Raw genomic sequence first — 23,269 nt, forward strand, 5'->3', positions numbered from 1 at the left:
ACGCCCAATAATTCCGGACAACGCTTGCCACCTACGTATTACCGCGGCTGCTGGCACGTAGTTAGCCGTGGCTTTCTGGTTAGGTACCGTCAAGGCGCCGGCAGTTACTCCGGCACTTGTTCTTCCCTAACAACAGAGTTTTACGATCCGAAAATCTTCATCACTCACGCGGCGTTGCTCCGTCAGACTTTCGTCCATTGCGGAAGATTCCCTACTGCTGCCTCCCGTAGGAGTCTGGGCCGTGTCTCAGTCCCAGTGTGGCCGATCACCCTCTCAGGTCGGCTACGCATCGTTGCCTTGGTGAGCCGTTACCTCACCAACTAGCTAATGCGCCGCGGGCCCATCTGTAAGTGATAGCCGAAACCATCTTTCAGCATAGCCTCATGAGAGGTTATGCATTATCCGGTATTAGCTCCGGTTTCCCGAAGTTATCCCAGTCTTACAGGCAGGTTGCCCACGTGTTACTCACCCGTCCGCCGCTGACTTCAGGGAGCAAGCTCCCATCCGTCCGCTCGACTTGCATGTATTAGGCACGCCGCCAGCGTTCGTCCTGAGCCAGGATCAAACTCTCCATATAAGAGTAAGATTTAGCTCTGATAAAAAATCAAGATTAACGTTGACGTTTTTGTTCGTTCAGTTTTCAAAGAACAATCTCTATCGCCCTGAAGCGACTTAACTATAATAACATTTTAATCAGTTGCCGTCAACACTTTTTTAAAGTGTTTTTCAGCATGCCATCAAACGTGATTTGCTGACTTGATTGATTATAGCAGGATATCAGGTCCTTTACAAGGACTTTTTTGATTTCTATTAATCTTAATTTCCCGGGACCCTTTTTATCTTTTTCAGTTCAGCCGTTCATTTTCTATCTAAAAACAAAAGCCGGCATATGCCGGCTGCTATAAAATTTCCTCAATATATAGATGTCTGCTGCTTTCCAGGCGGAGGATTTCATCCGTTGCAATGATTTTAATCATCGGCCGCGTCGGATGCTGTTCTTCAATAAAGAGTATTTCAGCTCTTCTTCCATCTGAAAGCCTGACCCTGCTTCCGATAGAGAAGGTGATGAGTCCTGATCCCAATGCATGGATGGCCTGGAGGTCATATTTCCCGAAATCATCCTGCATCATCATTTCAAGCACTTTAAAGGGTGAACGCTTGAGGCGGTACTGCCTTTCAGAGGTCATGGCATGAAAGGTGTCGGCAACTGCGATGATTTTGGCAATCGGGTGAATTTTATCTGATTCCCCGAATGGATATCCGCTGCCATCCAGCCGTTCATGATGCTGGAAGACGGCAACCTTGGTGCTCTCCCTTAAGAGCGGCAGGTTTTGGATCATCTTATAGCTGTAAGCACAGTGATTTTTGATTTCATTGAATTCGCTTTGGGTCAATGAAGTCCTTTTATTGATGATAGCAGGGCTTATTTTTGCCATCCCGCAGTCAGCAAGGCAGCCGGCCAGTGCAATCTGGACAATGTCCCCCTTGCTGTAGTTGAGTTTTTTTCCGATAAAAGCACTTAAAAGTCCCACAGCAATCGGATGCTGATAAAGGTAGTCGGCTTTGGTGGAAAAGTGATAAAGCGAAAACAGCTCTGCCGGATTGGCTTCCGTAGCTTCAATAAGCGGAATCAGGATGCTTCGAATTTTCGAAATGTCTATTTGCATGCCTGACTGCCAGGCAGTGAATTCCTTTTTAAAGCCCTGAACAGACCTTAGGAACAAGTCAGCACCCTTGAGAGAGGTGTTCATATGGCTCGATGGGCTGCTGTCCTTTTCCTCATCCGCCCCCATTCCATAAGGCTGAAACGGCATGCCATCAGAGAGAGTCTTCTCCACTGCGGCATCATCGATGAAAAATGCCTTCATTACTTCAAGCAATTCTGCTGTCAGGACTGTTTTCTTTTTGATGATCGGACGGTTTGTCAGGCTGAAGATATCCTCAGCCAGTATGCATCCTTCTTGCAGGTCATTTAGATTTACACGCACAAGCTGCACCCCAATTAAGTCTTTTTTACTATTTTACTTTATTTTGCCAAAAAAGAGGAACACAAAATTTGTGTTCCCCTCAATTCTTGCTTATTCAGTTTCATCTTCGGATGGAGCTTCTGCAGTTTCTTCTGCATTTTCTGCAGGAGTTTCAGATTCCAGATTTTCTTCTTCAGCCAGGGCCTCTTCAAGCTTTTCTTCTTCTTTTTCGACCTTGGCGACTGTTGCGACATATTCGCCTTCATTGTCATTGATGCGGATCAGCCTTACACCTTGTGTGTTCCGGCCCATCGTAGATATATCTCCGACTGCCATGCGGATGAGCACGCCGCCTGTTGTGATCAGCATGATGTCTTCTTCGCCTGTGACCACTTTGACAGCCACTATTGTTCCGTTCTTATCCGTGATATTGCCTGTCTTGATTCCTTTTCCGCCTCTGCCCTGGACACGGTATTCCATCTCAGGGGTCCTTTTTCCATAGCCTTTCTTTGTGACCATGAGGATCTCTGAGTTTTCCTCGAGCACTTCCATTCCAACCACTTCATCATCGCTGTCCAGGGAGATTCCTTTGACGCCTGTGGCGGTACGGCCCATTGATCTGACATCCGTTTCAGGGAAACGGATCAGCTGGCCGTTTTTCGTGCCGATGATGATTTCCTTGCTGCCATCTGTGAGGCGGACGGAAATCAGTTCATCTCCTTCACGCAGGTTCAATGCGATCAGGCCGTTGTTGCGGATATTGCCGAATGACGTAAGCGGGGAACGCTTGGAGATCCCTTCTTTCGTTGTGAAGAACAGGAACCATTCATCCACAAACTCTTCAACCGGAATTACGGCATTTACCCACTCATCTTTATTGATGCCAAGCAGGTTGATGATCGGGATTCCTTTGGCCGTACGGCTGAATTCAGGAATCTCGTATCCTTTGGCACGGTATACCTTCCCTTTGTTCGTGAAGAAAAGGAGGGTATTATGGGTGGATGTTGTGATCAGGTGCTCCACAAAATCATCCTCATTGGTTCCCATGCCCTGGATTCCGCGGCCTCCACGCTTTTGGGCCCGGTAGGTCGATACAGGCAGGCGCTTGACATATCCGTTATGCGTGAGTGTGATGACAATGTTTTCACGCGGGATCAGGTCTTCGTCCTCTATCTGTTCGATACCGCCGGATACGATTTCAGTGCGGCGCTCATCATTAAAGCGCTCTTTGATTTCTGTAAGCTCTTCGCGGATGATTTCAAGCACCTTTTCCTCGTCTGCAAGGATTGCCTCAAGCTCGGCAATCAATTTAACAAGGCTTTGATACTCATCTTCGATCTTCTCGCGCTCCAGGCCTGTCAGGCGCTGAAGCCGCATATCGAGAATGGCCTGTGCCTGCTTATCGGACAATTCGAATTGAGTCATGAGCCCTTCTCTGGCAATCTCAGTTGTCTGAGAGCTGCGGATCAGGCTGATGACTTCATCCAGATGGTCAAGCGCGATGCGCAGGCCTTCAAGGATATGAGCCCTTGCCTGGGCTTTTCTCAGCTCAAATTCCGTCCTGCGGCGGATGACTACCTGCTGGTGGTCCAGATAATATTTCAGGCATTGCTTCAGGTTCAAAACCTTCGGCTGGCCGTCGACAAGTGCGAGCATATTGATGCCGAAGCTCGTCTGGAGGGCAGTCAGCTTATATAAATTGTTAAGGATGACACTTGCATTTGCATCCTTCCTGACCTCAATGACAATCCTCATCCCGTTCCGGTCGGACTCATCCCTTAAGTCAGTGATGCCGTCGACCTTTTTGTCGCGGACAAGCTCGGCGATTTTTTCGATGAGCCTTGCTTTATTGACCTGATAAGGAATTTCATGGACGATGATTGTCTCTTTGCCGTTCGATTTCGTCTCGATATCCACCTTTGCCCGAAGCGTGATGGAACCGCGGCCTGTTTCGTAAGCCTTGCGGATCCCGCTGCGGCCAAGGATCATACCTGCTGTAGGGAAGTCGGGGCCCGGGATGATTTCCATCAGCTCCTGGATGGTGATATCAGGCTCCTGGCTTAATGCCAGTACGCCGTCAATAATTTCCCCGAGCTGATGCGGAGGGATGTTGGTTGCCATTCCTACGGCAATCCCGGTGGTTCCGTTCACAAGCAGGTTAGGGAACCTGGCAGGAAGCACAACCGGCTCTCTTTCTTCGCCGTCATAGTTATCCTGATAATCGATCGTATCTTTATTGATGTCACGTAGAAGCTCCATGGAAATCTTGGACATCCGGGATTCTGTATAACGCATTGCCGCTGCAGCATCGCCATCGACTGAACCGAAGTTGCCGTGTCCATCGACGAGCATATAGCGGTAGTTGAAGTCCTGCGCCATCCGGACCATTGTTTCGTATACGGCAGAGTCGCCGTGCGGATGGTATTTACCTATAACATCGCCGACGATCCTGGCAGATTTTTTATAAGGCTTGTCTGAGTGCATGCCAAGGTCGTGCATCGCGTATAAAATACGGCGGTGCACCGGCTTCAATCCATCGCGGACATCCGGCAGCGCCCTTGAGACAATTACACTCATGGCATAGTCAAGAAACGAAGACCTCATTTCCTGGCTTATATTTATTTCTGTTACACGGGAACTAGGCGTCTCAGCCATAGAAGGTACCTCCTTATAGGAACATCGCAAGGCGTTTCAGCTCAATAGAGCCGACGGCGCCTGGTGCCATAACTTTTATCGAAGTTCATATGCGGCCGCAGATCCCGAAGGAGGACTGGGCTGCATCTTTGGAAAAAAGGACTCCCCGGCATATATCATAATCTGCCGGAAAAAGAGCCAGTATATAAAAAGCAGGATAGAGGGCGTCATTCTATCCTGTACTGAAAACTAGATGTCGAGGTTTTTAACGTAAACCGCGTTGTCCTCGATGAACTGCCTGCGCGGTTCAACTTTGTCGCCCATAAGGATTTCAAATGTTTCATCGGCTTCTATCGCATCTTCAAGGCTGACCTGAAGGAGCGTCCTTGTGCCCGGGTCCATGGTTGTTTCCCACAGCTGCTCAGGATTCATTTCCCCAAGACCTTTGTATCGCTGGATATTCGGTTTCGGAGCTTTCGGAAGCTCTTCGAAGATCTGATCAAGCTGTTTGTCATTATAGGCATATTCCACCCGCTTGCCCTGCTGCACCTTATAGAGCGGCGGCTGGGCAATATAGATATAGCCTGCTTCGATGATCTGCCTCATATAGCGGTAGAAGAACGTCAGCAGCAGTGTGCGGATATGGGCACCGTCGACGTCTGCATCGGTCATGATGACAATTTTATGATAGCGTGCCTTGGAAATTTCAAAGTCATCGCCAATTCCTGTACCGGCAGCCGTTATGATGGCCCGGACCTCGTTATTGGAGAGGATCTTGTCCAGACGGGCTTTTTCAACATTGAGGATTTTCCCTCTCAAAGGAAGGATGGCCTGGAAGTGGCGGTCACGGCCCTGCTTGGCGGAACCGCCGGCAGAGTCACCCTCAACGATATACAGTTCACTGATGGAAGGGTCCTTTGAAGAGCAGTCTGCCAATTTACCCGGCAGGCTTGATACCTCCAGTGCACTCTTTCTTCTCGTCAGCTCGCGGGCTTTTTTCGCAGCAAGCCTCGCCCTTGCAGCCATCAGCCCTTTTTCTACAACCTTCCGGGCAACCTGCGGGTTTTCCATCAGGAATTTTTCAAAATGGTCTGAGAAGAACGTGTCAGTGACCGTCCTTACTTCAGAGTTGCCAAGCTTCGTTTTTGTCTGTCCCTCGAACTGGGGATCCGGATGCTTGATCGAGACGATGGCGGTAAGCCCTTCACGGACATCCTCGCCGGACAGATTGGCGTCGCTGTCTTTGAAGATGCCATTTTTCCTGGCATAATCATTGATCACCCTGGTCAGGGCCGTCTTGAAGCCTGACTCGTGGGTTCCGCCTTCGTATGTGTGGATGTTGTTGGCATAAGAATAAATATTGCCCGTAAAGCCGTCATTATACTGGATGGCAACCTCGACTGTGATGCCTTCCTTTTCGCCTTCAATATAGATCGGCTCTTCATGGAGGACTTCCTTTGTCCTGTTGAGATGTTCAACATAGGACTTGATGCCGCCCTCATAGAAGTACTCGCTCTTCTTATTTTCTGCGCGCTTGTCTTCAATCGTGATTTTCAGTCCGCGGTTCAGGAAGGCCAGCTCCCGGATCCGGTTTGCCAGTATCTCAAATTCATATTCAAGCGTTTCGGTGAAGATTTCGCCATCCGGCTTGAAGTGGATTGTTGTCCCGGTTTCTTCTGCTTCCCCGATGACTTTCAGATCGGCAGCAGGGACACCGCGTTCGAACTTCTGATAGTGGAGCTTGCCGTCACGGCGGACAAATACCTCAAGCTCTGTTGACAGGGCATTTACGACAGAGGCACCAACACCGTGCAGACCGCCGGAAACTTTGTATCCGCCGCCGCCGAATTTACCGCCGGCGTGCAGGACGGTCATGATGACCTCGACTGCCGGGCGGCCCATCTTCTCATGGATGCCGACCGGAATTCCGCGCCCGTCATCCACTACCGTGATGCTGTTATCTTTTTCAATGATGACATTGATTTCTGAACAATATCCGGCCAGGGCTTCATCTATACTGTTATCAACGATTTCCCAGACTAGATGGTGCAACCCTTTGCTGCTTGTTGAACCGATATACATCCCCGGACGCTTCCGGACTGCTTCGAGCCCTTCCAGAACCTGTATCTGATTCTCATCATACGATTGCTCCTGAATAGCCTTTTCCTCCATTGACACATCGATCACCTACACTTTCCATTTGCATTACTCGCTTTACAGTGAAAAATTTATAAGAAAACCTGAAATAGCTGCCAGGCACAGTGCCCCGCTTCCAAGTTGATATTTTTAAAATTCCTGAACAGTCAATTTATAAGAGCGTTTCTTCAATGTTCCGGAGGCTAGGGGGGAATAATAGACTTTATCGCCAGTGACTACGATAGACTTGAAGGATCCTTTGGAGAGGTTGACGACCTGGTCGTGCTGCTGAAGGAACTCTTCAATGTATTTGGATGAGCTGACGCTTTGTTTGTCAATGATGGCGATAATATCCCTTGTTCTGACAAGAATGTCTTCTCCTATATGGACGTACACACGATCACCTCACTGGATTTTTTTCAGCGTACCTGCCTCCACCTCGAATGCAGCTGCCTCTTTCAGGGTCTGATGGTCGATCCCATCGACGCTTGTTGTCGTCACAAAGGTCTGCACCTTACCCTGAATCGTGTTCAGCAGATGGGACTGCCTGTAATCATCCAGCTCTGACAGTACATCATCAAGCAGAAGAATAGGGTACTCGCCGATTTCAGAGTGGATCAGCTCGATCTCCGCCAATTTCAGAGAAAGGGCGGTCGTCCGCTGCTGGCCCTGGGAGCCGAATGTCTGAACATCCCTGCCGTTTACATAAAAAGCAAGATCATCCCGGTGTGGGCCAAACATGGTGACTCCCCGGTCGATTTCACGGCCTCTGACTTTTTCAAATTTTTCCTGGTATACCTCTATCATTTTCGACAATTCCATGCCATCTGATACATCGGCAGACGGCTTATACTCAATCTTCAGGGTCTCAAGGCCCCTGGATATGCCTTCATGGATCGGCATTGCCCATTTTTGGAGGAGCTTAAGGAATTCGAAGCGCTTTGCCACGATCCGTGCTGCCATCTCAATGAACTGCTCCGTCAGAATTTCCAGCATCGCCTGATCGGTCTGCTTCCTTGTCTGCAAAAGCTTCAGATAGTGGTTCCGCTGCTGGAGGATTTTATTGTATTGGCCGACATCGTGCAAATAAACCGGCGATACCTGGCCGATTTCCATATCAATAAAGCGGCGTCTGACCTGGGGGCTCCCTTTGACAAGGTGGAGATCCTCAGGGGCAAACATCACTACATTCATATTGCCGACATATTGGCTCAATCTCTGCTGCTCAATATGATTGCACTTCGCCTTTTTCCCTTTTTTGGAAATGACGAGCTGCATCGGCAAAGGTCCATGATTTTTGCGGACCCTTCCTTCTATTTTAGCATAATCCTCATCCCACCGTATAAGTTCTTTATCATTTGATGTCCGGTGGGACTTCGCCATTGCCAGCACATAGATGGACTCCATGACATTCGTCTTGCCCTGGGCATTCTGGCCGATTATGACATTCACTTTATCTTCAAACTGAACCTCGAGCGATTCATAGTTCCGGTAATTCCTTAAGAGCAACTGCTCAATAAACATAGGCCATACATCCTTTTAGCATCTGCTACTCTGTAACCCGGAAGGCGCCGATGCCCGGTATTTCCACCTTGTCGCCGGAACGGAGCTTCCTTCCCCGCCTTTGATCCTGTTCATCATTAACAAACACTTCATATTCACCCAGGAACCATTTCGCCATTCCGCCGGTCTGGATAAGATCGGCCACCTGGAGGAACTGGCCCAGCGTGATATATTCCGTTGAAATTTGGATATCCGTCATTTGATCCACTCTTTCATTTTTCCAGCCATGCTCCTAAAAGACGTCCGGAAATTATTTTAAAGCGTGATCCCGGACATAGAGTTCCGGAGAGTTCTGAAGGGAAGAATTACAGTCTGTCCGATTCTTTCCCAATACTTTATTTTACTAAAAAATCGCACCATTTACAAAGAAAAGAGGAAATTTTTATGTGCCAGTTACTGGTGCCCGATTCTCTGCCAAAGCAAAAAAACCGCCGTCAAGGCAGTTTTTTCGCGGGTGCTATGCAGGAAGCGCCGGCTTTAATAGGTTCTTACCGGCAGGATCAGCTGGAGGATTGATTCATCATTCATCGGGCGGATGACGAACGGCCTCATCGCTCCTGTGAAGCTGACCTTGATTTCAGTTCCTTCGAGGGCCTTCAAGGCATCCATCATATATTTCGCACTGAAGGAAATCTTCAAATCTTCTCCCTCTACGAACTGGCTTTGCACTTCTTCCACTACTTTCCCGATCTCCGGCGTGTTGGAGGATATTTCAACCACACCATCCTCGATGGTAGAGAATTTCACGACATTGTTTCTCCCTTCCCTTGCCAGCAGGGAAGCACGGTCGATCGCCTGCAGGAATTCCTTCGTCTGCACGCCAATCTCCGTTTTGCTTTCGTTCGGGATCAGTCTTGTAGTGTCAGGATAGTTCCCTTCAAGCAGCCTTGAGAAGAATAAAAGATTTTCAGCTTTGAAGAGCACCTGATTTTCTGTAATAACGATATCGATCAGGTCATTATTGTCATCGAGGATCTTGCTCAGCTCGCTCAGGCTTTTGCCTGGAATGACTACATTGTAGGATTCGTTTGCTTCTGTTTCGACCTTCGCTTTCCTTAGCGCAAGCCTGTGGCTGTCTGTTGCAATACAGGTCAGCTCGGCATCCTCCACCTTCCAGTTTACACCTGTCAAGATAGGGCGTGTTTCTGAGGTGGACACTGCAAAGACTGTCTGGCGGACCATCGCCTTCAAGAGGTCGGTTGGGATGCGGAAGATCTTCTCTTCAGACAGCTGCGGCAGATGCGGATACTCTTCAGCATCCAGGCCGTTCAGGTTAAATTCAGATTTGCCCGAGCGGATTACGGTCTGCAGGTGGTTTTGCACGTCAATCTCGACTTTGTCTGTCGGCAGCTTTTTTACGATTTCACTGAAAAACTTTGCCTGCAGTACGATGGAGCCGGTTCTTGAGATTTCTACAATTTCATTGCCATCGGATTCTTTCGGGATGAAAGATTCAATGGATATATCGGAGTCGCTCCCTGTTAAGGTAACCCCTTCCTCTGAGGCGACAATTTTTATTCCTGTTAGGATCGGGATCGTCGTTCTGCTTGTCACGGCTTTCATGACATCCTGGACACTTTGGACTAATGAATCGCGCTGAATTTGAAATTTCATTTTTATCCTCCGGATTGGCATATTTTTTTACTGGCTGAATATATATATATTTTGTTTTAAAAGATAGTAATAGTACTAGTAGGGCCTGTTAGTATGTGGATAACTCTATTTTTGAAAGGAAACACAGCCTATCCACATGTGGACAGACTGTGTGCAAAGTATAAAAAGTTATTCACATTTCTTCTAAACTTTCAACAGCTCATTCAATTCCTTCAGCTGCTTCTGGAGCTGCGGATCTGTCTGGAGAAGCTTTGAAATCTTCTCATGGGCATGAATCACGGTTGTATGGTCGCGCCCGCCGAATTCCTCGCCAATTTTAGGGAGAGAGAAATCAGTCAGCTCCCTGGAGAGGTACATCGCAATCTGCCGCGGGAAAGCAACAGACTTTGTCCTCTTCTTTGCCTTGAAATCCTCAAGTTTTACACTGTAATGCTCCCCGACCGTTTTCTGGATCTCATGAATTGTGATGACCTTCGGCTTGGAGCTTGGGATGATGTCCCTCAATGCTTCTGCTGCCAGATCGGCGTTGATATCCTTATTGATTAAAGAAGAATAAGCTACTACGCGTATAAGTGCACCTTCGAGTTCCCGGATATTTGAATCGATCTGATTGGCAATATATAGCATGACTTCGTTCGGGATATCAAGCCCTTCAGCTTTTGCTTTCTTTCGCAGGATCGCAATCCTTGTTTCCAGGTCCGGCGGTGTGATATCCGTGATGAGCCCCCATTCAAACCGGGAGCGGAGACGGTCTTCAAGTGTCGGAATCTCTTTTGGAGGCCGGTCACTGGAAATGACAATCTGCTTGCTTTCTTCATGAAGTGTATTGAATGTATGGAAAAATTCTTCCTGGGTCTGTTCTTTTCCGGCCAGGAACTGAATATCGTCAATTAAGAGAACATCGACATTTCGATATTTATTGCGGAAATCGACAGCTTTGTTGTCGCGGATGCTGTTGATGAACTCATTCGTAAATTTCTCGGAAGACAAATAAACCACTTTAGCAGCTGGATTATGATCTTGTACATAATGGCCGATCGCATGCATAAGGTGGGTTTTTCCAAGTCCGACTCCCCCGTAGATGAACAGCGGGTTATAAGCTTTGGCAGGCGCTTCGGCTACTGCCAGTGAAGCGGCGTGGGCAAAGCGGTTGCCGGAGCCGATGACAAAGGTATCAAAGGTGTATTTGGGATTGAGCATATTCAAGGGAAGTTCAGGCTGGTCATCATCCTTTTTCCCTTTTTTCGGCGGGACCGGAAGATCAACCTCTTCTTCGCCCTGGTTCTGCGGAATAATGAATTTAACCCCCAGTTCCTCTCCCGTTATATCGTAGAGAATTCCGGAAATCAGCTGCGAATAGCGTTCTTCCAGCCAATCGCGCGCAAACTCATTCGGTGCCGTGATGATGAGCAGGTCTCCCTGGAGAGAATGTGCCTTGGTCGATTTCAGCCATGTGTCAAAGCTTGGCTTGCTGATTTTTTTTTCGATATTGGCCAGAGCATTATTCCAAAGATCCGCAATGTTTTCCAACAGGTATCCCTCCTTTTCTGTTAGTTTCGTCCAGCAGAACGATGGGTTATACAAGTTGTACAACCCTTATGGATCTATATACGAAACTGTTTGTGTGGATAAATATATAATAAGGAAACAATTCGGGATTTCGACATTTTCCCCGGATTGTGGACAAAGTTCATCAAAGCCTCTGAATAACCTGTCCACATGTTATCCACAATCTGTGGATAAGGAAGTTATGCACAATATTTATTAAGTGTGAAAACACAACTATAATATCAAATAATAGTAAGCCATGCAATGGTTTTTAATGCTTTATCCACAAAGCCGGATTCCTGTGCATATTAATTGTCCACAAGCAGTTAGTCTGTTAAAAACTTGTCATATCCCCTGTGGATAGTGAAAATCTTGTCGAAAATTTATCCACAAAAGCCGTTAAAAGCAGGAAGCAGGAAAATTTAACAGCAGCTAATTTAAAAAAGGGTCGTGACATTCAGTCGGAAAAAAGGTAAAATTTCAAAGGTAGCAAAATGGACGTCCGGATCTTCTGGACGGACAATCAAACAGACGATATGCAGACTTAATGATATAAATGATGCCGGAAGGCTTTTTCGATCATGGAAAACGGAATGAAGAGTTGACAATTATTCGGGTATCTTTGTATAATCAATAAGACTGTCTTTTACTGTTATCCTCAGGGAGGTGTAATATAATGAAAAGAACGTTCCAACCGAACAAAAGAAAAAGAAGCAAAGTTCATGGTTTCCGCTCTCGTATGAGCAGTGCAAACGGACGCAAGGTTTTAGCGCGCCGCCGTCAAAAGGGAAGAAAAGTATTATCTGCTTAGGCCACTGAAACGTCAGTGGTCTTTTTTCCTTTTTGAAAAGATAATGGATCCGGCTTCTTATAGAAGGGGCCGGTTGTGGTTATAAAGGTAAAGGGATCCTTTTTGGATTGCGGCAGGCTGCCGATAGGCTGCCTGCCCGCTCTTTTCCTTAAAGGATGAATGACAGAGCTTTCTAAGATTGAGGAGTAAATGGCATGAAAAAAGAGTTCAGAGTCAAAAAGAATAAAGAATTTCAGGAAGCCTTTAAAAAAGGAAAGTCATTTGCTAACCGTCAATTTGTTATATATGCATTGAAGAAAACGGGGCAGGAGCACTTCCGCATCGGCCTTTCCGTCAGCAAAAAGATCGGCAATGCAGTGGTCCGGAACCAAATCAAAAGATATGTCCGCCAGGCATTTCATGAGCTGGATGCTTCCATACATAATGAGTATGACTATGTCATCATCGCCAGGAAGCCTGTGGCCGATATGGGATTCCATGAGATCAAAAACAGTCTCTCCCACGTCCTGAAAGTCGGCAAGGTCCTTCGGGGGCCCGGGCACCATCGGGACCGGCAAAAGCCTGAATAAAGTTCATGAATTTTAAAGCGCTTGCGCCTGAAAAATGGTAGAATATCACCGTAGCGCCTATATTGTCCTGCAGCCGGGACGGACAGGCCTATAGAAAAGAAGCATACAGGCAGCCAGGGTTTGGATCTGCCGCCCAAGGCCGGGAGTTGCACCTGGTTTTTCTTATAATAAATATGAAAAGCAGCAAGGGAGGATAAACGTTGAAGAAGCGAATATTTCTTGTATTCGGATTGATTTTCCTAATGGCTCTTTTGACGGGATGTACTGAAGTCAATAAGCCGATTACCTCTGAAAGTGAAGGCTTTTGGAATGAGTATATTGTTTACCCGCTTTCTATGTTCATCGTAAAAGTAGCTGAAACGCTCGGGGGCAGCTATGGGCTTGCCATCATCGTGGTGACCCTGATCATCCGCCTTTTGATTCTGCCGCTGATGATCAAGCAGACAAAAAGCTCGAAGGCCATGCAGGCCCTCCAGCCTGAAATGCAGAAGCTGAGAGAGAAATACAGCAGTAAAGACCAGAAGACACAGCAAAAGCTGCAGCAGGAAACCATGGCTCTTTTCCAGCAGCATGGCGTCAACCCGCTGGCAGGCTGTTTCCCGCTCATCGTTCAGATGCCGATCCTGATCGGTTTCTATCATGCCATTTCACGCACACGCGAAATTGCGAACCATGACTTCCTTTGGTTTGATCTCGGTTCTCCGGATCCGATTTACCTGCTGCCGCTGATTGCCGGCGCAACGACTTTCATCCAGCAGAAGATCATGATGGCGGGGACTGCCAACCAGAATCCGCAGATGGCCATGATGCTCTGGATCATGCCGGTCATGATCATCGTATTTGCGATCAATTTCCCTGCAGCCCTGTCATTATACTGGGTTGTCGGTAACATCTTTATGATTGTCCAGACATATTTCATCAAAGGTCCGGATCTGAAAAAAGCAGCTGCCGGAAATGCGGGAGGAGCAAAGAAGTGAAAGAAGTGACTGCTACAGGACAATCCGTCGAAGCAGCAGTAGAATCCGCTTTAGCTCAATTGCAGACAACAAGAGACCGCACGGAAATCAGCATTGTTGAAGAAGGAAAAAAAGGTTTTTTCGGGATTTTCGGTTCCAGGCCTGCCGTTGTAAGGGCAGTTCTTAAGCCGGATCCGATTGAAGAAGCCGTCCAATTTTTAAAAAATATCGGCGAGAAAATGGGGGCACCCGTTGAAGTGGAAGTGCGCAGGGAAGGGAAAGAGGCAGAGCTTATCCTGTCCGGCGAAAAAATTGCCCTTTTCATCGGAAAAAGGGGCCAGACCCTGAACTCGCTCCAGTATCTGACCCAGCTTGTCGTCAATAAGTCTTCCGATTCTTATCTGAATGTGGTCCTTGATGCCGAGGACTACCGGAAGCGCCGGAATGATACGCTCATTCAGCTTGCCCAGCGGCTTGCCCAAAAGGCAGTCAAAACCGGCAAGGATGTGGCGCTTGAACCGATGCCTTCCTACGAAAGAAAAATCATTCATGCGGCACTGGCCGGTACGCGGAAAGTTAAAACGTACTCAAGCGGAGCCGATCCCAACCGCCATATTGTCATATCACCGGTGAAATAGCCGATGGAGCCTTATCCGACTGGATAGGGCTTTTTTTATGGAAAAAAAATGATTGGCAAAGGAATGCGGTCAATGATTCCGAAGTAGAATGCATATATTTCTTGTGCGGGGTCAGAGGTTCTTTAATAGAGGAACGGCTGCTTCAGCTTTTCTGTCCAGCGGCCGGAACACCGAGTCATAACCCATTCCTGAATATCAGGCAATGATGTGGCAGCCTCTTCAGCCATTTATGCTGTGGATAACATGTACGGCGATATTTGCGTCTGGTTTTATTGTTATTCACATGTGGATAAGTTAAAATAGAGCATAATAATGTATAGAGAATCGGGAAGCTTGTGGATAAGCGGGACAGGCTTGAGCAAATAATCTTTTTAATCAAAGGCTCTTGTGCTATTCTAGTTATTTGGGGCTTAAAATATTCGTTTTAATTATATAGATAGAAAACAGGAAATGAGGTGGCAGCAGGGTGGAGCTAGATACAATTGCAGCGATATCCACTCCGATGGGGGAAGGCGCAATCGCCATTGTCCGGCTGAGCGGTGATGAGGCATTCTCCATTGCAGACAAGCTATACAGGGGAGTTGGAGGAAAACGCATAAGTGATGCCGCTTCCCATACGATCCATTACGGCCATATCATCGATCCGAAAACCGGCCAGGTGGCAGAGGAAGTCATGGTATCGGTGATGAAGGGGCCAAAAACCTTCACAAAGGAAGATGTGGTTGAGATTAACTGCCATGGCGGGATTGTGTCAGTCAACCGGGTGCTGCAGCTCGTGCTGAATCATGGTGCCCGCCTCGCCGAGCCTGGTGAATTCACAAAGAGGGCGTTCCTGAACGGACGGATCGACCTTTCCCAGGCAGAAGCGGTGATGGATCTGATCCGGGCCAAAACAGACCGGGCGATGAATGTGGCGCTTGGCCAGATGGAAGGGCGACTTTCCAAGCTGGTAAAAAGGCTGCGGCAGGAGATCCTTGAAACATTGGCCCATATCGAGGTCAATATCGACTATCCGGAGTATGATGATGTCGAAGAAATGACCCATCAGCTTCTGCTCGAGAAGGCCGGCTTCGTTAAAGGAGAGATTGAGAAGCTCTTGAAGACTTCAGAGCAGGGGAAAATTCTCCGTGAAGGACTGTCGACAGTGATTGTCGGGAGGCCGAATGTCGGGAAATCGTCCCTGCTCAACAGCCTTGTGCATGAAAACAAGGCGATTGTAACGGATATACCGGGTACAACCCGTGATGTAATAGAAGAGTATGTAAACGTCAGGGGAGTTCCTTTGAGGCTCCTTGATACTGCCGGCATCCGGGAGACAGAGGATATTGTCGAGCGGATCGGTGTGGAAAGATCGCGACAGGTGCTGAAGGAGGCCGATCTGATTCTGCTGGTCGTCAACTATTCAGATGAGCTGTCGCAGGAAGATGAAAATCTCTTCAAAGTGGTAGAGGACATGGATGTTATCGTCATCGTCAATAAAACCGATCTTCCGCAGCAAATCGATATGGAGCGTGTGCGCGAGCTTGCGGCCGGGCATAGGCTTGTGACGACCTCCCTCCTTGAGGACCAGGGCGTCGATGAACTGGAGGAAAGCATTTCTTCGCTGTTCTTCGCCGGCAGCATTGAAGCGGGCGATATGACTTATGTGTCCAATACCCGCCATATCGCTTTGCTCAACCAGGCCCTGAACAGCATTGAGGAAGCACTGAACGGAGTAGATTTTGGAACGCCAATTGATATTATTCAGATAGATTTGACTAGAACTTGGGAGCTTTTGGGCGAGATTATCGGAGAAAGTGTCCATGACAGCTTGATCGATCAGCTTTTCTCCCAATTTTGCCTTGGGAAATAATCCGGCAGGCGGGAAAACAGCCTGGAAAGAAGGAGGCAGCAGGAAACATGCAGTATGATGCAGGCAATTATGATGTCATTGTTATCGGTGCAGGACATGCAGGAGTCGAGGCCGGCCTGGCTGCGGGGCGGCTCGGCGCCAAGACACTTATGGTGACCATCAATCTTGATATGGTTGCTTTTATGCCGTGCAACCCTTCAGTCGGAGGTCCGGCAAAAGGGATCGTCGTCAGGGAAATAGATGCCCTCGGCGGTGAAATGGGCAAAAATATCGATAAAACCCATATCCAGATGAGGATGCTGAATACAGGAAAAGGGCCGGCTGTACGTGCGCTCAGGGCGCAGGCCGATAAATTCACTTATCAGCATGAAATGAAGAAAACGATCGAAAACGAACCGAATATCACACTGTTGCAGGGCATGGTTGAAAAACTGATCGTGGAAGACGGCGTCTGCAAAGGTGTTGTAACGATGACCGGCGCGGCATACAGCGCGAAGACGGTCGTCATTACCACCGGGACCTTCCTGCGCGGGGAAATCATTCTCGGCGAATTGAAATATTCCAGCGGCCCGAATAATCAGCAGCCGTCCATTAAGCTTTCGGAGCATCTGCAGGAGCTTGGCTTCGATATGGTCCGGTTCAAGACCGGGACGCCTCCGCGCGTGAACAGCCATACGATTGATTACAGCAAGACAGAGATCCAGCCCGGCGATGATGTGCCGCGGGCGTTCTCATATGAAACGACTAAATATATCACAGACCAGCTGCCATGCTGGCTTACCTATACAAATGAAACAACGCATAGTCTGATCGACGATAATCTGCACCGTTCGCCGATGTATTCAGGCATGATCAAAGGAACCGGGCCTCGCTATTGCCCTTCCATCGAAGATAAGGTGGTCCGCTTCAATGACAAGCCGCGCCATCAGATCTTCCTAGAGCCTGAAGGCCGGAATACGCAGGAAGTTTATGTGCAGGGGCTTTCCACAAGCCTGCCGGAGGATGTGCAGCAGAAGATCCTCCGCACAATTCCAGGCCTTGAAAATGTCCAGATGATGCGTGCCGGCTATGCGATTGAGTATGACAGCATTGTTCCGACCCAGCTTTGGCCGACATTGGAAACGAAGAAGGTCAAGAATCTTTATACCGCCGGGCAGATTAATGGAACCTCCGGATATGAGGAAGCAGCGGGACAGGGGCTTATGGCAGGAATCAATGCCGGCCTGAACGCGCTTGGCAAGGAAGAGCTTATCCTCAGCCGCTCTGATGCCTATATCGGTGTGCTGATCGATGATCTTGTCACAAAAGGGACGAATGAGCCTTACCGCCTCCTGACTTCCCGTGCGGAATACAGGCTGCTTCTCCGCCACGATAATGCCGATCTGCGCCTGACGGATGCAGGCCATAAGATCGGCCTGATCAGCGATGAAAGATACGGACGCTTCACAGAGAAAAAACAGGCGATCGAAGCGGAAAAAGAAAGGCTGCGTTCCATCATCATCAAGCCTTCTGCCGAAGTACAGGAAATGATCAAAAACCAGGGCGGAAGCGAGCTGAAGGACGGAATCCGTGCTTCAGACCTGCTTAAGCGCCCGGAAATGTCGTATGAGCATATCAAGCTTGCGGCGCCTGCCGACGCAGATTTGGACTTTGATGTGACAGAACAGGTCGAAATCCAGCTGAAGTATGAAGGTTATATCGAAAAATCCCTGCAGCAGGTCGAGCGTCTGAAGAAGATGGAAAACAAAAAGGTGCCGGAAAATATCGATTATGATGCGATCAACGGACTTGCTTCAGAGGCCCGCCAAAAGCTGAAGGAAGTACGTCCGCTGTCCATTGCGCAGGCTTCCCGGATATCCGGCGTCAATCCTGCCGATATCTCCATCCTGCTTGTATATCTTGAGCAAGGAAGGGTCGCCAGGGTTTCCAACAACTAATTACAGCTGCAGGAAAGGAATGGGCAATGAATACTGAACAATTCATCAAGATGCTGGAGGAGAAAGGGATTTCCCTTTCTCCAAGGCAGATTGATCAATACAATATTTATTATGAAACATTGGTTGAGTGGAATGAAAAAATGAACCTGACAGCTATAACAGACAAGCCTGAAGTCTATCTGAAGCACTTCTATGACTCTGTTTCCGCTGCCTTTTATTTTGATTTCTCCAAGCCCTTACATATTTGCGATGTAGGTGCAGGAGCGGGTTTCCCGAGCCTTCCGATCAAAATTGCATTCCCGGAAATCAGCGTGACGATCGTTGATTCATTGAATAAACGGATCAATTTCCTGGAGCATCTTGCAGGAAAGCTTGGCCTTGAAAACGTCCGTTTCGTCCATGACCGGGCGGAAACCTTCGGACAGAACAAGGAATACAGGGAAGCATTTGATGTTGTGACAGCCAGGGCTGTTGCCAGAATGTCGGTGCTGACTGAGCTTTGCCTTCCCCTTGCCAAGGTTGGCGGCCATTTTGTGGCCATGAAAGGGGCCAGCGCCCAGGATGAACTGGCTGCAGGCAAGAAAGCGATTACGATGCTTGGCGGCAAATTGGAGAATTCCCACTCCTTCCTTTTACCGGAAGAAGAAAGCGAGCGGAATATCTTTGTGATCCGGAAAGAGAAGCCGGCACCAAAGAAATTCCCAAGAAAACCGGGCACCCCTAATAAGAGCCCAATTGAATAATTAGTTACTTTTGTCCCGGATTTATGGCATAATTTTTAATAGCAGCTGTTGTTATATATCCATATTCTCATCGATAAAAACGCGTCTCCTGTCGGAAGATTGTTTATCTGAGGTGCAGGAGTTCCCGTTTTTTAGGAGAATATGTAATAGGGAGTTTCGTAAAGGTGGTGCAGGGTGATGAAGCATTCTTTCTCACGCTTTTTTGGCCTAGGCGAAAAGGAAGAACAAGAAATCGAAAAAGCTGATGAACAGTTAAATATAGAAGAAGAACCGACTAACAGGGAAGAAGTCAGGAAAATTCCGATCGGACAGATTGTGCCGAACCGTTTTCAGCCGAGAACGGTATTTGATGACGAGAAAATCGAGGAATTGTCCCGTACGATCCATACGCACGGGATCATCCAGCCGATTGTTGTCAGGGAATTCGATGACGGCAAATTCGAGATCATTGCCGGCGAACGCAGATGGCGGGCAATGAATAAACTGGGCTGGGATGAGGTGCCTGCGATTGTCAAGAATCTCAGCGACACTGAGACTGCTTCTGTCGCCCTGATTGAAAATCTCCAGCGTGAGGAGCTTTCACCGATAGAGGAAGCGGTTGCTTATGGAAAGCTGCTTGAGCTCCATAATCTGACCCAGGAGGCCCTGGCGCAGCGGCTTGGCAAAGGACAGTCCACTGTAGCGAATAAGCTCAGGCTCCTCAAGCTTCCGGAACAGGTCCAGGAAGCGTTATTGGGCAAGCAGATCACAGAGCGCCATGCCCGCTCCCTCATTCCGCTGAAGAATCCGGAAAAGCAGGTCAAGCTTCTGGAAGAAATCATTGAGAAAAGCCTCAATGTCAAACAGACGGAAGAACGAGTCGTCAAGCTGCTCGAGCAGAGCGAAAACAAGCCGAAGCCGAAACGGAAGGCTTTCAGCAAGGACATGCGGATAGCGGTCAATACCATCCGCCAGTCCCTCAATATGGTTTCAGACAGCGGCATCAATCTTGATTCCGAAGAAGAAGAATTTGAGGAATTCTACCAGTTCACGATCAAGATTCCTAAAAAGAAATGATAGATTGTGAGACACACTAAATAAGTAGACAAAACGCACTGTATTTCACACCGGAATCCGCAGTGCGTTTTTCATTATTATCACAACACAATGTTAAGGAGGAAAAAAGCATGAACAAGGACCTGTCTTCAGAACAAAGGGAAGAATTGCTGGGCACATTGAAGGACCGTTTTGAGAAAAATATGGAGCGCCATCAGAATCTTGATTGGGCTCAAGTGGAGGCGAAACTGGCTGAACATACTGATAAGCTCTGGACGCTCAATGAAATGGAAGTGACCGGCGGGGAGCCGGATGTTGTTGCTTATGATGAAAAAAGTGGTGAATACATATTCTGTGATTGTTCAGCGGAAAGCCCGAAAGGCCGCCGCAGCGTCTGTTACGACCGTGAAGCGCTTGAGTCCAGGAAGAAACATAAGCCTGAAAACAGTGCAATGGACCTGGCTGCCGAGATAGGCATCGAGCTTTTGACGGAAGATCAGTACCGGGAGCTTCAGAAGCTCGGAAGCTTTGACCTGAAAACATCCTCCTGGGTGCAGACTCCTGCTGAAGTCAGGGAGCTTGGCGGCGCCCTTTTCTGTGACCGCCGTTATAATCAGGTGTTCGTCTATCACAATGGCGCTGATTCGTACTATGCTGCGAGAGGCTTCCGGGGCAGGCTGAAAGTCTGAGCCTGCAGCAGGTAAAATATTCATTTCTCTTCAATCTGTGGGAATTTTAAGAAAAAACCTAACATCATATTCCATTCATGATAAAATAGAAGTCGTGACTCTAGTAAGCTTTTTTCTGATTGAATAGATTATGAATAGAATAGATATCATTGTTTAGAGGAATAAGGTAGGTGGCACCGTGGGGAAAATTATTGCGATTGCGAATCAAAAAGGAGGAGTCGGAAAGACGACGACCTCTGTGAATTTGGGAGCCTGCTTGGCATACATAGGCAAGAAAGTGCTGCTGGTCGATATTGATCCGCAGGGCAATGCGACAAGCGGGATCGGTATAGAAAAAGCTGATGTGGACCAGTGCATTTACGATGTTCTCGTCGATGATGTTGAAGCGCTGAAAGTGATCAAGCCGACGGCTGTCGAGAATTTATATGCTATTCCTGCGACCATTCAGCTCGCAGGGGCGGAAATTGAACTGGTTCCGACTATTTCCCGGGAAGTGAGACTCAAAAGGGCCCTTGAAGAAGTGAAAAAGGATTTCGATTATATCATCATCGACTGCCCGCCTTCCCTCGGTCTTCTGACCATCAACTCCCTGACGGCTTCCGATGCCGTCCTGATACCGGTCCAATGTGAGTATTATGCACTCGAAGGGCTCAGCCAGCTTTTAAATACGGTCCGCCTTGTCCAGAAGCATCTGAACCATGACCTGAAAATCGAGGGTGTGCTTCTGACAATGCTTGATGCCAGGACCAATCTGGGTATACAGGTGATTGAAGAGGTAAAGAAATACTTCCAGGATAAAGTCTATAAAACGATCATTCCGCGCAATGTCCGATTAAGTGAAGCGCCGAGCCACGGGGAACCGATCATCATCTATGATGCGAAATCCCGGGGAGCTGAAGTGTATCTAGATTTGGCAAAGGAAGTGATTTCGAATGGCTAAAGGTCTGGGAAAAGGGCTGAATGCTTTCTTCTCGAACGCCGAGGCAGATTCAGAGGAAACGATCCAGGAGATCAGGCTCTCGGAAATCCGTCCGAATCCTTATCAGCCCAGAAAAATATTTGACGAAGCAGCAATTGAAGAGCTGAAGCAGTCGATCCGGGAGCATGGCATCCTTCAGCCGGTCATCCTGAGAAAAAGCATCAAAGGCTTTGAAATCGTTGCAGGTGAACGCCGCTGCCGGGCTGCCAGGGAAGCCGGCCTGGAAAAAGTGCCATCGGTCATCAGGGAATTGACCGAAAAGCAGATGATGGAGCTGGCCATCCTTGAGAACCTGCAGCGCGAGGATCTCACTCCGATGGAAGAAGCGGCTGCCTATCAGCAGCTGATCGAGAAGCTGAAGATGACACAGGAAGAGCTTGCGAAAAGATTGGGGAAAAGCAGGCCGCATATTGCCAATCATATCAGGCTCTTGTCCCTCCCTCCGAAAATACAGGAACTGATTTCAAGCGGCAAGATCACAATGGGCCATGGCCGTGCACTTCTGGGCCTCAGGCAGAAGGAAAAGGTTCAGGCAACAGCTGACCGCGCGATAAAGGAAGGGCTCAATGTCCGCCAGCTTGAACAGCTGATCCATCATCTGAATGAGCTTGTTCCACGTGAAACAAAAAAAGTGAAGCAGCCGAAGGATGTTTTTATAAAAGCTCAGGAAACCTCCTTGCGGGAGCGGTTCGGAACCCCGGTCAGCATCAAGCAGAATAAGAACCAGAACAAAGGCAAAATTGAGATCGAATTTTTTTCAAAAGACGATTTGGACCGGATTTTACAAATATTGGACCAAGAACGTTCGTAAGCCATCATGGATGGCTTTTTCTTCTTTTTTCATAAACTACTATACAGATAAAGGTGAAATGCAATGTTTTTATTAGGCACTTTAGTGAATGGGCTGCTGATTGTCATCGGCACGCTTCTCGGCAAGCTGCTCCACCGCATCCCGGAAAGCATGAAAGGCACCGTCATGTATGCGATTGGACTGGCAGTCATCGTCCTTGGACTGCAGATGGGCTTCAAAAGTGAAAATTTCCTGATTGTTATCCTGAGTCTTGTGCTTGGGGCTGTGCTCGGCGAGTGGCTTGGGCTTGAGGATAAACTCAATGCAGTCGGCAATTGGCTGGAGAGAAAGATTGGGTCAAATGGACAGGGCAGCATTTCACAAGGCTTTGTGACAGCAACCCTCATTTTTGTGATCGGAGCGATGGCCATCATCGGGGCATTGGACAGCGGCATCCGCGGCGACCATGATGTTCTGTATACCAAATCGATCATCGACGGCTTTACGGCGCTGATTTTGACCACTACTCTTGGAATCGGCGTCATCTTTTCAGCTATCCCAGTCGTCCTTTATGAAGGGCTGATTGCCCTCTTTGCAACCCAGATCGACCGGTTTGTTCCTCAGGCATTGATGGACCAGTTCATTCTAGAAATGACAGCGGCAGGCGGGGTGATGATCTTTGCGATCGGGCTTAACCTGACAGGATTGACGAAGATCAGGGTGGCCAATCTCCTGCCCGGCATCCTTGTGACGGCTGTTATCGTCACATCGATCTATTTTTACCAGCAGCTTGTTTGACAGAGGGTGG

20 protein-coding genes and 1 rRNA gene are annotated in these 23,269 nt (G+C 48.2%); 12 read left to right on the forward strand and 9 right to left on the reverse strand.

The features are described 5' to 3' along the window. From CYJ37_RS05695 to dnaA, 9 genes are all read right to left on the reverse strand, one after another. A 16S ribosomal RNA gene (locus tag CYJ37_RS05695) occupies window positions 1–577 on the reverse strand; the annotation flags it as partial. A gap of 322 nt (window positions 578–899) precedes the next feature. After that, entirely contained in the window at window positions 900–1,988 is a 1,089-nt protein-coding gene (locus CYJ37_RS05700; protein ID WP_308302644.1) for an HD-GYP domain-containing protein, read from the reverse strand. A 90-nt stretch (window positions 1,989–2,078) separates the two neighbouring features. Continuing rightward, window positions 2,079–4,622 (reverse strand): DNA gyrase subunit A, encoded by a 2,544-nt coding sequence (gene gyrA / locus CYJ37_RS05705; RefSeq protein WP_101548476.1) that lies wholly within the window; start codon window positions 4,620–4,622, stop codon window positions 2,079–2,081. Between the two features lie 228 nt (window positions 4,623–4,850). Next, complete coding sequence (gene gyrB, locus CYJ37_RS05710) at window positions 4,851–6,773, reverse strand: DNA topoisomerase (ATP-hydrolyzing) subunit B (RefSeq protein WP_101548478.1); 1,923 nt, start codon at window positions 6,771–6,773, stop codon at window positions 4,851–4,853. Between the two features lie 114 nt (window positions 6,774–6,887). Then, complete coding sequence (remB, locus tag CYJ37_RS05715) at window positions 6,888–7,133, reverse strand: extracellular matrix regulator RemB (protein WP_009791668.1); 246 nt, start codon at window positions 7,131–7,133, stop codon at window positions 6,888–6,890. Window positions 7,134–7,142: 9 nt separating this feature from the next. Beyond that, window positions 7,143–8,261, reverse strand: a complete 1,119-nt coding sequence (gene recF, locus CYJ37_RS05720) for a DNA replication/repair protein RecF (protein WP_101548480.1) — start codon at window positions 8,259–8,261, stop codon at window positions 7,143–7,145. Between the two features lie 25 nt (window positions 8,262–8,286). Continuing rightward, on the reverse strand, window positions 8,287–8,499 hold the full coding sequence (gene yaaA, locus CYJ37_RS05725) for a S4 domain-containing protein YaaA (RefSeq protein WP_009791670.1): 213 nt from the start codon (window positions 8,497–8,499) through the stop codon (window positions 8,287–8,289). Window positions 8,500–8,777: 278 nt separating this feature from the next. Next, window positions 8,778–9,914 carry a DNA polymerase III subunit beta gene (gene dnaN, locus CYJ37_RS05730; protein WP_101548481.1) on the reverse strand — a complete coding sequence of 379 codons (1,137 nt, stop codon included), beginning with the start codon at window positions 9,912–9,914 and terminating at the stop codon, window positions 8,778–8,780. 183 nt (window positions 9,915–10,097) lie between these two features. Further along, window positions 10,098–11,444 carry a chromosomal replication initiator protein DnaA gene (dnaA, locus tag CYJ37_RS05735; RefSeq protein ID WP_022543190.1) on the reverse strand — a complete coding sequence of 449 codons (1,347 nt, stop codon included), beginning with the start codon at window positions 11,442–11,444 and terminating at the stop codon, window positions 10,098–10,100. A gap of 694 nt (window positions 11,445–12,138) precedes the next feature. On the opposite strand from dnaA, the gene rpmH reads away from it, so the two are divergent. The 12 genes from rpmH (at window position 12,139) to CYJ37_RS05795 (ending at window position 23,259) form a co-directional block, all read left to right on the forward strand. Then, window positions 12,139–12,273: a 50S ribosomal protein L34 gene (gene rpmH, locus CYJ37_RS05740; protein ID WP_009796313.1), complete on the forward strand. Its 135-nt coding sequence runs from the start codon at window positions 12,139–12,141 to the stop codon at window positions 12,271–12,273. Between the two features lie 194 nt (window positions 12,274–12,467). Then, on the forward strand, window positions 12,468–12,842 hold the full coding sequence (gene rnpA, locus CYJ37_RS05745; protein ID WP_009796312.1) for a ribonuclease P protein component: 375 nt from the start codon (window positions 12,468–12,470) through the stop codon (window positions 12,840–12,842). Window positions 12,843–13,042: 200 nt separating this feature from the next. Further along, the gene (gene spoIIIJ, locus CYJ37_RS05750) at window positions 13,043–13,819 is read left to right on the forward strand and encodes a YidC family membrane integrase SpoIIIJ (RefSeq protein ID WP_022544633.1); all 777 of its coding nucleotides are present in this window, start codon (window positions 13,043–13,045) and stop codon (window positions 13,817–13,819) included. Beyond that, entirely contained in the window at window positions 13,816–14,436 is a 621-nt protein-coding gene (gene jag, locus CYJ37_RS05755) for an RNA-binding cell elongation regulator Jag/EloR (protein ID WP_009796309.1), read from the forward strand. The genes spoIIIJ and jag overlap by 4 nt, the downstream gene beginning before the upstream one ends. 466 nt (window positions 14,437–14,902) lie before the next feature. Next, window positions 14,903–16,288: a tRNA uridine-5-carboxymethylaminomethyl(34) synthesis GTPase MnmE gene (mnmE, locus tag CYJ37_RS05760; RefSeq protein ID WP_101548483.1), complete on the forward strand. Its 1,386-nt coding sequence runs from the start codon at window positions 14,903–14,905 to the stop codon at window positions 16,286–16,288. Window positions 16,289–16,335: 47 nt separating this feature from the next. Then, window positions 16,336–18,225, forward strand: coding sequence for a tRNA uridine-5-carboxymethylaminomethyl(34) synthesis enzyme MnmG (mnmG, locus tag CYJ37_RS05765; RefSeq protein WP_009796307.1), 1,890 nt, complete (start codon window positions 16,336–16,338; stop codon window positions 18,223–18,225). 26 nt (window positions 18,226–18,251) lie between these two features. Continuing rightward, the gene (gene rsmG / locus CYJ37_RS05770) at window positions 18,252–18,968 is read left to right on the forward strand and encodes a 16S rRNA (guanine(527)-N(7))-methyltransferase RsmG (protein WP_101548485.1); all 717 of its coding nucleotides are present in this window, start codon (window positions 18,252–18,254) and stop codon (window positions 18,966–18,968) included. A 177-nt stretch (window positions 18,969–19,145) separates the two neighbouring features. Beyond that, window positions 19,146–20,024, forward strand: coding sequence for a nucleoid occlusion protein (noc, locus tag CYJ37_RS05775; RefSeq protein ID WP_101548487.1), 879 nt, complete (start codon window positions 19,146–19,148; stop codon window positions 20,022–20,024). A gap of 110 nt (window positions 20,025–20,134) precedes the next feature. Further along, a complete protein-coding gene (locus tag CYJ37_RS05780) occupies window positions 20,135–20,692 on the forward strand; it encodes a DUF4256 domain-containing protein (protein ID WP_101548488.1) in 558 nt (185 codons plus the stop codon). A gap of 178 nt (window positions 20,693–20,870) precedes the next feature. Next, entirely contained in the window at window positions 20,871–21,632 is a 762-nt protein-coding gene (locus tag CYJ37_RS05785; protein ID WP_009796303.1) for a ParA family protein, read from the forward strand. After that, complete coding sequence (locus tag CYJ37_RS05790) at window positions 21,625–22,482, forward strand: ParB/RepB/Spo0J family partition protein (RefSeq protein WP_009796302.1); 858 nt, start codon at window positions 21,625–21,627, stop codon at window positions 22,480–22,482. The genes CYJ37_RS05785 and CYJ37_RS05790 overlap by 8 nt, the downstream gene beginning before the upstream one ends. A 63-nt stretch (window positions 22,483–22,545) precedes the next feature. Next, window positions 22,546–23,259, forward strand: a complete 714-nt coding sequence (locus tag CYJ37_RS05795) for a DUF554 domain-containing protein (RefSeq protein WP_009796301.1) — start codon at window positions 22,546–22,548, stop codon at window positions 23,257–23,259. The last annotated feature ends 10 nt before the right edge of the window (window positions 23,260–23,269 follow it).

This window comes from Bacillus sp. UMB0728, assembly GCF_002858875.1.
GTDB classification, from domain to species: domain Bacteria; phylum Bacillota; class Bacilli; order Bacillales; family Cytobacillaceae; genus Bacillus_AB; species Bacillus_AB infantis.

Bases quoted from the DNA above. Each gene is read 5' to 3' on its own strand.
- dnaN (WP_101548481.1), bottom strand. From the start codon at position 9,914: ATGAAATTTCAAATTCAGCGCGATTCATTAGTCCAAAGTGTCCAGGAT.
- CYJ37_RS05780 (WP_101548488.1), top strand. From the start codon at position 20,135: ATGAACAAGGACCTGTCTTCAGAACAAAGGGAAGAATTGCTGGGCACA.
- recF (WP_101548480.1), bottom strand. From the start codon at position 8,261: ATGTTTATTGAGCAGTTGCTCTTAAGGAATTACCGGAACTATGAATCG.
- rpmH (WP_009796313.1), top strand. From the start codon at position 12,139: ATGAAAAGAACGTTCCAACCGAACAAAAGAAAAAGAAGCAAAGTTCAT.
- gyrB (WP_101548478.1), bottom strand. From the start codon at position 6,773: ATGGAGGAAAAGGCTATTCAGGAGCAATCGTATGATGAGAATCAGATA.
- gyrA (WP_101548476.1), bottom strand. From the start codon at position 4,622: ATGGCTGAGACGCCTAGTTCCCGTGTAACAGAAATAAATATAAGCCAG.
- mnmG (WP_009796307.1), top strand. From the start codon at position 16,336: ATGCAGTATGATGCAGGCAATTATGATGTCATTGTTATCGGTGCAGGA.
- yaaA (WP_009791670.1), bottom strand. From the start codon at position 8,499: ATGACGGATATCCAAATTTCAACGGAATATATCACGCTGGGCCAGTTC.
- CYJ37_RS05795 (WP_009796301.1), top strand. From the start codon at position 22,546: ATGTTTTTATTAGGCACTTTAGTGAATGGGCTGCTGATTGTCATCGGC.
- noc (WP_101548487.1), top strand. From the start codon at position 19,146: ATGAAGCATTCTTTCTCACGCTTTTTTGGCCTAGGCGAAAAGGAAGAA.
- rnpA (WP_009796312.1), top strand. From the start codon at position 12,468: ATGAAAAAAGAGTTCAGAGTCAAAAAGAATAAAGAATTTCAGGAAGCC.
- rsmG (WP_101548485.1), top strand. From the start codon at position 18,252: ATGAATACTGAACAATTCATCAAGATGCTGGAGGAGAAAGGGATTTCC.
- CYJ37_RS05790 (WP_009796302.1), top strand. From the start codon at position 21,625: ATGGCTAAAGGTCTGGGAAAAGGGCTGAATGCTTTCTTCTCGAACGCC.